Here is a 7,405-nt window from a genome sequence, read left to right as displayed (position 1 = left end):
ATAGAGCAAATTTACAAAATCAAGCGGGATTCCTGTAATATTCTCTTCTTTGGATGAAGGCGAGCTAGTTTGAGCTGCTTTTTCAATCAATTGGATAGCTTTTGATATGTCTTCTTTTTTCTTGGTTAGCTCGTCCTTTTTATCAATGAGCAAGTTGTTGTAGTAGTCGATATCCTCATGGTCTGAGAAATTTGTGACACGCCGATATGATAAAATTCGTTGGATTTCTATCAATGAAAAATGAAATTTTTTCAGCTCACTAATAAAAGTCATGTCGTCGAAACACAATTGGTTCATTTGATACTGGGTGTTTTTTTTGTCTGGTATTAATAATCCTAGTTCAATGTAATAACGAACGGTATCAGTCGTAACATGAAAAAGCTTCGCAAATGTACCAATTTTCATAGATGTCCCCCCAATGAAAAAAGTGGAGTTACTCCATTTTTTTCGCAAAATGACTTCAAAAAACTCTCAAATGGCTATTGACGTGGAGGAAACTCCAAGTCATATTATTAATTCAATAAATGTGAATATTTTGAATATTTTTGACTGTATTGTAACATACATGTCACGAAAGGAGAAGGATTAGCTATGGATAAGATGGATCATATGGATACTCTCTCACTATGGACAGCGACTGCAAACAGCTATGACAAAGGAAAACCTCTTGAAGGAAATGAAGAGGCGGATGTTGTCATTATTGGCGCAGGTTTCACAGGTCTTTCTTCTGCATATCATTTGCAAAAGTTAGGGAAGAGTGTCATTGTCCTTGAGCAGGAAACAATCGGATATGGCGCAAGCGGTCGCAACGGCGGGATGGTATTGCCGGGATATAAGTCAACGATGCAGGAGCTTGCCAAGAAGTATGGTGYCGAAGAGGCGAGACAGCTTAACGATCTTTCGCTGCTTAGTGTTGAATTAGTTAAAAACATTATCGACGAGCATCAAATCAACTGTAACTTTAGAAAGACAGGTCACATTGTGGCGGCTTACAAAGCCAAGCATTTTGAAGGGTTGAAACATGAAAGTGAATACTTAAACAAAAATTTCGGATACGAATCAAGCGTGCTTAATCGAAGTCAGTTGCATCAAGAGATTGATTCCCCGCATTATCATGGCTGTTTAGTCGACAATTCGAGTTACTCATTCCAACCACTGAACTATGCAATTGGTTTGGGAGAAGCAGCTAAATCGATCGGTGCAAAAATCTTTGAGCATTCGAAAGCACTATCTATTGAGTACGGCCGAAATAGTGTGAAAGTTGTAACAGAAAAAGGTGCTGTTACTGCGAAAGACATTATTGTGGCTACAGATGGTTACTCTGGAAAAATCATGACTGAACTGAATAAAGGCGTACTGCCAATTTCGGCACGTATTATTGCTACTGAACAGCTTCCAGAATCACTGGTGAATGCCGTCATTCCTAAAGATCGCATGGTTTTTGATACAAGCAGTTTCCTTTACTATTTCAGGCGCACACCAGATAATCGGATCATATTTGGCGGTGGCGATATTCGTCCAAACTTAGGTGATGCTGTTTATCAAAATGTTTACGATGCCATGGTTAAAATGATGCCAAAACTAGAAGGAAGCAAGATTGATTACAGGTGGGGTGGATTTATCGGGGTTACAATTGATACGTTCCCGGTTATCGGTAGATCCAAAGAAGGCGCATATTTCGCAACGGGTTATACGGGCCATGGCGCGTCTCTCTCGACATTGTTTGGTAAGTTATTGGCACAATGGATTGTTACGGGGAGTGCAGGTGGATACCGATTTGAAAAGGAACGCCTCAAATCATTCCCATTCTATAATCAGAAAGCGATGTTGGTCAATATAGCACATATTGGTTTCAAACTGGTAGATATTATCGCGTAAAGGAGAGGTCTTTATGGAAATTAACATGTTCATTGACGGGAAATGGGTAGAAGCATTATCGGGTGCTAGACGAAACATTATCAATCCTGCAACGGGAGAGGTTATCGCAACGTCTGCTCATGGATCAGCAGATGATGCGAAGATAGCAATTAAGGCGGCTCGTAAAGCGTTTGACAGCGGAATCTGGTCGGATTTATCGGCTGATGAAAGAGCTGACTATCTATATAAGATTGCAGACCGTCTTGAAGAGAAGACAGCTGAAATTGCCCGTTTGGAAACTGCAAATAACGGTAAGGTTATCCGTGCAACAACCCATGTAGATATTCCGGTATCGATTCAATGTTTCCRCTATTATGCTGACTTGATCAAAGGTATGAAAAAGGAATCTTACACTCGCGAGGATGCTTCGGAAACAATTATTATTCATGAACCGATTGGTGTTTGTGGACTTATTGTACCTTGGAACTTTCCGCTTATGTTAGCTGTTTGGCAAATTGCTCCTGCACTTGCCGCGGGGAATACAATTGTAATTAAGCCTGCTGACGTCACTCCTGTAAGCGTATTCAAATTATTTGAAATTATCGAAGAGGTTGGACTTCCGGACGGAGTGGCAAACTTGGTATTGGGACCTGGTTCAAAGGTTGGGAATGAGCTTGCAGAGAGCCATGATGTTGACAAAGTTGCCTTTACCGGTGGAACAAAAACAGGTCAAAGTATTATGCGCGCAGCTGCGGGAAATATGAAAAAAATCACACTTGAACTAGGTGGTAAATCTCCACTTATTGTGTTCGACGATGTGGATTTTGAAACCGCAGTCGATAATGCGATGTTTGGTATTTTCCACAATGCTGGGCAAGTTTGTTCAGCTGCATCCCGTTTGCTTGTACAAGAGACCATTTACGATAAGTTTGTTGAAAGATTGGCCGAGCGTGCGAGCAAAATTGTAGTTGGCAACGGAGAAAGCGAGAACATCGAAATGGGAGCCCTCACAAACGAGTCTCATATGAATGAAGTTTTACATTATATTCAGAGAGGGATCGAAGAAGGTGCAAAGTTAGTTTGTGGTGGTAAGCGCTTAACAGAAAATGGGCTTGATCGAGGATTTTTCATTGCACCAACAATATTTGCTGATGTAAATGCGAATATGTGTATTGTTAAGGAAGAGATTTTTGGTCCAGTCCTTGTTGTACAGAAATTTAAAGATGAGGAAGATGCCATCCGAAAAGCGAATGATTCCATTTATGGATTAGCCGGTGCTGTATTTACTGAAGATATGGACCGAGCAAAACGTGTTATTAGTAAACTGCGTGCGGGAATTACTTGGATTAATAGTTATCATCTCGCTTATGTTGAAGGCCCTTGGGGCGGATATAAGCAAAGTGGAATCGGCAGAGCGTTAGGTACTGTTGGGCTAGAGCATTTTATGGAAACGAAGCAAATCAATATCCACCAGCATGCCAATCCTGTAGGTTGGTATGCGAATTAATTGAGCAAAACGTGCTATATAAATTATTTATAAGGGGATATGCTCATGAAAATAGTGGACAACGGTCCGTCATCAAAAATAGAGCAACCAGAAGTAATGAATAAGCCGGTGGATGATTCAGTGCTAGGAACCAAAAGTATTCCGTTACTATATTTACGGTTTGCTTTGGCGGGAATTATGGCTAACGTAATTTTAGGAGTTGTATCGGTTGTTGATGGCTATTTCGTCAGTGGCTTTCAGGAGCTGGAAGTCGAAGGGATCGGAATTGGATTTACGGTCATGGTTATTACCCGTATGATTGGTGTTCTTTTAGGTGTGGGAGCCGGAGCGGTCATTTCACTTCGACTTGGAAAAGGCAAGATAGAGGAAGCTAGAGGTATTATGGGACAAACTTTATGGTTTACTCTTTTCCTTTCCACTTTGTTAGCCATACTTGGATTGATCTTTGAAAATGATATTATGATTTTATTCGGAGCAAGTGATGAAGCGCTTCCATACGCAGTACAATATAGCYGACTGCTATGGATTTCGTTGCCATTAACGATATTGGCCGTTGTATTAAGTATTTTAGCTAATATCGATGAAAAACCTATATTATCAATGAACAGTTGGTTAGTCGCAGCGGTGGTTGCTGGGACTATGGAATGGATTATGGTAGTGAAGTATGACATGGGGATGATGGGTTCTTCATGGGCTAATACGATTTCGCAATCGATTCCTGTTCTCCTAATCTTTTATTTCTGGTTTGGTAAAACAAAACTTAAGCCAAAAATGAAAGATATGATGATTAATCTCAAGAAGATTGGTGAAGTAGTTTGGACGGGCTTTGCATCTTTCTCGAGTCAGTTCATGATGTTTATTGCAATTATTTTCACCAACAACTTACTGCAAAGCTACGGTGGTGGTTTGCACGTTGCAGCTTTCACAATTCAAAACGGTTACATTACAAATCTCCTCGCCTTAGCAGCGCTCGGTGGGATGACAGGACTTCAACCGATTATTAGTTATAATTACGGTGCAGGTAACCTTGATCGTGTGAAACAAGCAATTAAGATGGGACTCATTTTTACAKTTTCCTTCTTTGTGATCGTGACAGCCATACTAATCATTTTTGCAGATCCAATTGTGTCATTTTTTTCTGGTGGTAATCCTGAATTGCAGAAACTGGGCATTTGGACGACAGTTATATTCAATTGTTTGTTTACGCTTAGTGCAGTCAGCTTGCTTATCTCTGGTTATTTCGAATCACAAGAGAGAAACTGGTCTGCAACGTTTATTAGTGTAAGCAAAATATTGTTGTTCATGTTACCGTTTCTATTTATTTTCCCGAAATTCTGGGGTGTAGAAGGTGTATGGTACGCTGCTCCTGCTGCAGAAATTCCAGGTGTTCTCATTGCCATATACTTTATGAAAAAAGAGTTTAAACGTTTAAAAAATACAAATGTTAAGGCAGTAGATTTATAGACTTATTCCTTCAAATTTACCAATACGAAAGAGAGAGGATCATCATGTTTTTTGCGAAAAAACTTACAGTAGAAGAAGCAGAGCAACTAGGTGCCAACGCATGGGAACCATGGGTAGGCGAACCGAATAAAGGAACGTGGCATGTAGAAGAACAGGAAGTTTTCTATGTGACAGACGGTGAAGTGTTTATTACTGTTGATGGAAAAAAGTATCATATTACAAAGGACTGGGTCGTTTCCTTAGCTAAGGATCTTGTTTGTGAATGGGATTGCCCAGTATTTCTGAAAAAGAATTATAAGATGAACCATGAGATTAATCTAAAATAATGTGAACTGGGGAGTGGACAAATGCTAAGCAGATGACTGCTCCTGTGTATTCAATGGATAAGATTAAGATTAGTAATATTGAAGAAATGTATGCAAATAAGTTTACATACCGTCAAATGAATGCGCTTTCTTTTATGAGTGTAATAAATACATAGGACGGTTATTTTAAAATAGGAGGCTTCACCATGGTAGTAATGAAAAATGTACAAACGTTGAAAAATTATATTGGCGGACAATGGATAGAATCTACAAGTAAACATGTTGAAGATGTACCAAATCCAGCAACAGGAGAGATTATTGCTCGTGTGCCTCTTTCGACTAAAGAAGATGTAGATAGAGCTGTAGCAACTGCTAAAGAAGCATTCAAAACATGGAGAAAGATCGCTGTTCCTCGGCGTGCTCGGATTCTATTTCGCTATCAACAGCTATTGATTGAAAACTGGGAAGAGTTAGCTAAACTCGTAACCTTGGAAAACGGAAAAAGTTATCAAGAAGCATACGGTGAAGTACAGCGGGGGATTGAATGTGTCGAATTTGCCGCAGGCGCACCCACTTTAATGATGGGAGAACAACTTCCCGATATTGCTACCGGTGTTGAATCAGGGATGTATCGTTACCCGATCGGAGTAATCGCAGGAATAACGCCATTTAACTTTCCGATGATGGTGCCATGCTGGATGTTTCCACTCGCGATTGCATGCGGAAATACGTTTGTATTAAAACCATCTGAAAGAACACCGCTATTGGCTAATCGCATAGCTGAACTGTTTAAAGAAGCAGGTCTTCCAGATGGAGTACTAAATATTGTGCATGGTGCACATGACGTCGTTAACGGCATTCTTGACAATGAGGATGTGAAGGCTGTATCTTTCGTTGGTTCCCAACCTGTGGCTGAGTATATATATAAAACAGCAGCAGCTAACGGCAAACGTGTACAAGCTCTTGCAGGGGCAAAAAATCATTCGATCGTCTTAAAAGATGCGGACCTTAGTTCTACAGTGAAAGAAATTATAAATGCTGCTTTCGGTTCAGCTGGTGAACGATGCATGGCTGCGGCTGTTGTTGTCGTGGAAGAAGACGTTGCAGATGAACTCGTTAATAGACTGCTTCAAGAGGCTAATGCAATTACGATTGGTAATGGCCTGGAAGAAGGTGTTTTCCTTGGTCCTGTTATTCGTGAAGGACATAAAGAGCGGACACTCGGATACATTCAATCCGGTGTAGAGCAGGGAGCGACACTTATTCGTGACGGACGTGAAGACGATGCAGCAAACAGCCAAGGTTATTTTGTTGGCCCAACGATTTTTGACAATGTGACACAGGAAATGAAAATTTGGCAAGATGAAATCTTCGCACCGGTTCTTTCTATTGTACGCGTAAAAGACTTGATGGAAGCGATTCATGTTGCTAATGCATCACCATTCGCAAATGGTGCATGCCTGTACACCGATAGCGCTAAAGCTATTCGTGAATTCCGTGAAGAAATTGATGCAGGTATGCTTGGGGTTAATCTTGGAGTTCCAGCTCCAATGGCATTCTTCCCATTCTCAGGTTATAAGAAATCCTTCTATGGTGATCTCCATGCAAATGGAAAAGACGGCGTAGAATTCTATACTCGCAAGAAAATGCTTACGGCTCGTTATTGAAAGAATGATATGAAATCATAAAAAGATAGAATGGAGTTGGTGATTGTGCAAGCGACAGAGCAAACGCAAAGTTTGAAAAAAACAGATGAAAAGTACCTTTGGCATGCAATGAGAGGAGCAGCCCCTAGTCCAACGAATTTAATTATCACAAAAGCAGAAGGGGCATGGGTGACGGATATTGATGGAAACCGTTATTTAGACGGTATGTCCGGTCTTTGGTGCGTGAATGTTGGGTATGGCCGAAAAGAGCTTGCAAGAGCGGCTTTTGAACAGCTTGAAGAAATGCCGTATTTCCCTCTGACACAAAGTCATGTTCCTGCTATTAAATTAGCAGAAAAATTGAATGAATGGCTTGGTGACGAATACGTCATTTTCTTTTCTAACAGTGGATCGGAAGCAAATGAAACAGCGTTTAAAATTGCTCGTCAATATCATCAACAAAAAGGTGATCATGGACGCTATAAGTTTATTTCACGCTATCGTGCTTACCACGGTAACACAATGGGGGCTCTTGCAGCAACAGGTCAAGCACAGCGAAAGTATAAATATGAACCACTCGGGCAAGGATTCTTGCATGTAGCACCGCCTGATACGTATCGCAATCC

7 protein-coding genes are annotated in these 7,405 nt (G+C 40.7%); 6 read left to right on the top strand and 1 reads right to left on the bottom strand.

Translation table 11 applies throughout. The annotated features are described in order from the left end of the window. Positions 1-405: MerR family transcriptional regulator (locus tag AC1DTM_RS14825; protein ID WP_477000406.1), on the bottom strand; the 405-nt coding region annotated here is incomplete at its 3' end. A 186-nt stretch (positions 406-591) separates the two neighbouring features. On the opposite strand from AC1DTM_RS14825, the gene AC1DTM_RS14820 reads away from it, so the two are divergent. From AC1DTM_RS14820 to AC1DTM_RS14795, 6 genes are all read left to right on the top strand, one after another. Beyond that, positions 592-1,878 carry an NAD(P)/FAD-dependent oxidoreductase gene (locus AC1DTM_RS14820; protein WP_477000405.1) on the top strand — a complete coding sequence of 429 codons (1,287 nt, stop codon included), beginning with the start codon at positions 592-594 and terminating at the stop codon, positions 1,876-1,878. A 13-nt stretch (positions 1,879-1,891) separates the two neighbouring features. Continuing rightward, the gene (locus tag AC1DTM_RS14815) at positions 1,892-3,364 is read left to right on the top strand and encodes an aldehyde dehydrogenase family protein (protein ID WP_477000404.1); all 1,473 of its coding nucleotides are present in this window, start codon (positions 1,892-1,894) and stop codon (positions 3,362-3,364) included. 45 nt (positions 3,365-3,409) lie between these two features. Next, entirely contained in the window at positions 3,410-4,828 is a 1,419-nt protein-coding gene (locus AC1DTM_RS14810) for an MATE family efflux transporter (RefSeq protein WP_477000403.1), read from the top strand. A gap of 44 nt (positions 4,829-4,872) precedes the next feature. After that, positions 4,873-5,154, top strand: coding sequence for a cupin domain-containing protein (locus AC1DTM_RS14805; protein ID WP_078181248.1), 282 nt, complete (start codon positions 4,873-4,875; stop codon positions 5,152-5,154). Positions 5,155-5,339: 185 nt separating this feature from the next. Then, positions 5,340-6,800 (top strand): CoA-acylating methylmalonate-semialdehyde dehydrogenase, encoded by a 1,461-nt coding sequence (locus tag AC1DTM_RS14800; protein ID WP_199715497.1) that lies wholly within the window; start codon positions 5,340-5,342, stop codon positions 6,798-6,800. A gap of 30 nt (positions 6,801-6,830) precedes the next feature. Then, positions 6,831-7,405: aminotransferase class III-fold pyridoxal phosphate-dependent enzyme (locus AC1DTM_RS14795; RefSeq protein WP_477000402.1), on the top strand; the 575-nt coding region annotated here is incomplete at its 3' end.

Source organism: Bacillus sp. P4_D3 (genome assembly GCF_056401855.1).
This window is presented reverse-complemented; position numbering and strand designations above follow the sequence as displayed.

Bases quoted from the DNA above. Each gene is read 5' to 3' on its own strand.
- AC1DTM_RS14805 (WP_078181248.1), top strand. From the start codon at position 4,873: ATGTTTTTTGCGAAAAAACTTACAGTAGAAGAAGCAGAGCAACTAGGT.
- AC1DTM_RS14800 (WP_199715497.1), top strand. From the start codon at position 5,340: ATGGTAGTAATGAAAAATGTACAAACGTTGAAAAATTATATTGGCGGA.